3 protein-coding genes are annotated in these 3,752 nt (G+C 44.1%); all 3 read left to right on the top strand.

The features are described from left to right. Positions 1–208, top strand: a 208-nt coding sequence (locus JXR81_07635; GenBank protein MBN2754723.1) for a hypothetical protein, incomplete at its 5' end; no start/stop codon positions are given. 5 nt (positions 209–213) lie between these two features. Further along, complete coding sequence (gene dusB / locus JXR81_07640; GenBank protein MBN2754724.1) at positions 214–1,176, top strand: tRNA dihydrouridine synthase DusB; 963 nt, start codon at positions 214–216, stop codon at positions 1,174–1,176. After that, on the top strand, positions 1,173–3,122 hold the full coding sequence (locus tag JXR81_07645) for an OmpA family protein (GenBank protein MBN2754725.1): 1,950 nt from the start codon (positions 1,173–1,175) through the stop codon (positions 3,120–3,122). Before dusB ends, JXR81_07645 begins: the two co-directional genes overlap by 4 nt. Positions 3,123–3,752 lie beyond the last annotated feature (630 nt).

The raw sequence follows: 3,752 nt of genomic DNA on the forward strand, positions 1-3,752 counted from the left end.
AGCCGCAAGCCTTTGGGCTGTTGCGGGAATTGGCCTTGCCACGGGTATGGGAATGTATCTGGTGGCCGGGGTATCCACAATCGCCATTGTATTTATTTTTATAATCACAAACAGGATAGCGGACATGCTGGGAATCGGGATTGACGAAGTTGAAGAAAAAATAAAGAAACTTGAGAATAAAGTAAAAACATTAAAGAAGAAAAGCTGACAGTTGTGGATATATTTGAAAGTATAAGGCAGTTTCCGTATGTGCTTGCGCCGCTGGCCGGATATACGGATTCGCCTTTCAGAAAAATAGCAAAGAAATTCGGCGCGTCGTTCGTCTGGACAGAGATGATTAATGAACACACAATGGCCAGATATCACGACAGAATAGAGCCTCTGTACAGGTATGATGAAGAAGAGCACCCGATAGGGCTGCAGCTGTTCGGCAAAGAACCCGCTTTATTCGGCGAGGCAGCGGCAAGGGCGCAGGCGCTTGGTTTTGATGCGGTTGATATTAATTTCGGCTGCCCCGCAAGGGCGGTAACAAACGGCGGGTCAGGTTCCGCCATGATGAAGGATATAAAAAAAGCGGAAGAGGTTGTAAAGGCGGTTGTCGGCGCGGTTAAAATTCCGGTAGGCATAAAGATACGAAGCGGATGGGATGACAAGCACAGAAATTTTATGGAATTTAACAGAATGGCGGAAGACAACGGGGTATCCTTTATATGCCTTCATCCCAGGACAAGAACGCAGATGTTTAAAGGGCATTCAAACTGGGACGAACTTAAAAGGTTAAAACAGGAATCGCGCCTTTTTGTAACGGGCAGCGGTGATATAATGACAGCGGCAGACGCGCTGCGCATGAAAAAGGAAACAGAAGTGGACGCGGTAATGATTGCGCGCGGCGCGATGAACAGCCCTTTTATATTCAGGGAAATTAAAGAGCCCGGCTATCAGCCGTCTTTCAGGGAACGCATAGAACTTGCTTCTTTTCACTATGAAGAAATGTTAAAATACAGGGGTCACAGGGCGGTTTTTGAAATGCGTAAATACTTTGGGCGGTATCTTAAGGGGTTTAATAATGCGGTAGCCGCAAGGGTGGCGCTTTTTAAAATGGATGACGAGCAGCAAATACGGGAATTTTTAAAACAGCTGCCGGAGCTGGAAGAAAAAGGGGAAATGGTAAAGTGAAAAAGTTTTTTCTGTTTTTATTAATATCAGCAGCTGTTGCCATAAACAGTTTTGCCGGGACAGAAATAACCGGTACAACCAGCGTGAATTTTTTAAAGATAAGCCCGTTTGCGCGGGCGGCAGCTATGGCAGGGGCGTATGAAGGTATTTCCGAAGGGACATACGGCATGTTTTACAATCCTGCCGGAATTTCCCACGTGCTGGCGTATGACCTGCATTTATCCCATGTCAGCTGGTTTCAGAACATTAATTATGAATATATCGCCCTTGTTTTCCCGTTTCCGCTTATGGAAAGCGCGAAGCTTGGAGCTTCATTCTCTTATTTGTCCGGCGGCAGAATGCAGCAGACAACAGCGCTGCAGGATACAAGCTACGGGTATCTAAATTCAGGGCTTAACTGGGATTCTTTCACGATAAAAAGTTTTAACCCGTATGATTACTCTTTTGCCCTTGCGTACGCAATGAGCATAAAAGAGTACCTTTCAGCCGGCGTAAGATTAAGATACAATTCGCAGAACATCAGTGATTTTTCGGGTTCCAACATTACGGCTGATATTGGAATGCTTTATAAGATGGAGATTAATAAAAATCTGCTTGGTTTTGGCGTGACAATTAACAATCTGGGTTCTGAATTAAAAATGGAAAACGCGGGCGCTGAACCCCCTAAAATTCTGCACCTTGGCGTGTCTGACAGGCTGGATATTCCGGGCGGAGTGCTGACAGCGGGCGCGCAGTTTAACCTTCATGTGGATTATGATTTTCAGTATATGTTCGGCGTGGAATATATGGTTTTTGATATGTTGTATTTAAGGGGCGGGTACAAATTCGGGGGCTTTAATCAGCCTACCGCCGGCTGTGGAATAAAACTTGAAGGTTTTAATATTGATTACGCGTATGAAGGTTATGATGAACTTGGCGCAACCCACCGTTTTTCAATGTCGTACGTCTGGGGTACTCCGCCGCTTAAACTTAAAGTCAAACAGAAAGTGTTTTCGCCAAACAACGACGGGTATAAAGATTTTGTGGAGTTTGATGCCATATATCAGTCAAAAGAAAAAGTGCTTTCTTCTGATGTGGAAATATTCGGCGACGATAATGAAATTCCCATTGCCTCAGTTCAGGTGGACAGCGTTAAAAACAGCGCAAGCTGGTACGGCACAGGGCAGTTAATAATCCCTGACGGTATTTACACGGCCAAAGCAAATGCCGCATACAGGCAGGGAAAGTCAATTTCAAATACAGAGACTTTTGAAGTGGATAATACCCCGCCTGTGGTCTTCATGACGGCGGAACCCAAACTGATAAAGCCGGGCCAGCAGGAAGCCCTTATAATACCTTCTATTATATCAATGTCCGCGGAAGATAAAAACGGTATTGATAAATGGCAGCTTAATGTATGGGATATAGACAAAAAAGTGTTTTATTCGGTATCAGGCAGGGGCGCTCCGCCGGAGAAGTACAGGTGGGACGGCAAAGGCAATAACGGGGAATACGTGGTAACCGGGCAGATATATTATTACGCTATGTCAGCGTGGGATAAACTTGGGAACAAATCCCAGACAGAACCGCAGTCACAGGTTGTGCTTTTAAAAGAGATAAAACTTACGTATTCTTCGGACGCGCTTTTTGACAAAGGCAAAGCGGACGTAAAAATTTCCGCGTACAGCGCTTTGAAAGACATGAAAAAAGTTTTAGAAAAATACGAAGAATCAGAAATTCTTGTTTCCGGATTTACTGACGGTACAAATTCAGAAAGCCTTGAAATGTCGCTTAAAAGGGCCGATGCGGTTAAGTTTTTTATGGTTAACCTGCTGGGCATAGAAGAGTCGCGCATAAGGACAGAAGGCAACGGGGATATGTTCCCGATAGCGGATAATTCAACAGAAGAAGGCCGCGCCAAGAACCGCCGCGTGGAAGTCACAATCAAATCTACGATATATAAATAACCCGTATTTATTATGTTTGTTTTTAATGTAGAGACGCAATATATTGCGTCTTGCTTTAAACAGACAAATTAACGACGTCATCCCGTGTTTTATGTTTAAAGTATTGGCAGACGCGGGTCTTCAGCCTGTGGCAGTTGATTTGGATTTAATGGTTTGTATTTAACGTCTTGGTAGACGCGGGTCTTTAGCCCGCGGCAGTTGATTTGGATTTAATGATTTGTATTTAAAGTCTTGGCAGACGCGGGTCTTCAGCCCGGGGCAGTTGATTTGTTTTAGATTCTTTTATACTTGGCCGCCGAAGCAATATAGTAGTTCTGGATTAGAAGGCAAGCCGCAAGTTTTTCAATTATAATACAAAATCAAATGCCGCACCTTAAAAGGTGCGCCTACCAGGGCGTGTATCACAAAATGACCAAGCCTCCAAGCATCAAAGCTTCCAAGCATCTGCCCGTACTCACTATCCTTATGTAACCGCAAAGTGATAATGTCCTAAATATGCAAAATAGAAATGTCCTATTCCGAAGCGTGGTAGCATAGAAATACGGAGGTGCGCCATGACGGGAAAGGATAAAAAGCATATGAGTATTAAAGAAGTAAGAACTTATGAAGAAATAAAGAAAGTGTTAAATG

Source organism: Candidatus Goldiibacteriota bacterium, from assembly GCA_016937715.1.
GTDB lineage: Bacteria > Oederibacteriota > PGYV01 > PGYV01 > PGYV01 > PGYV01.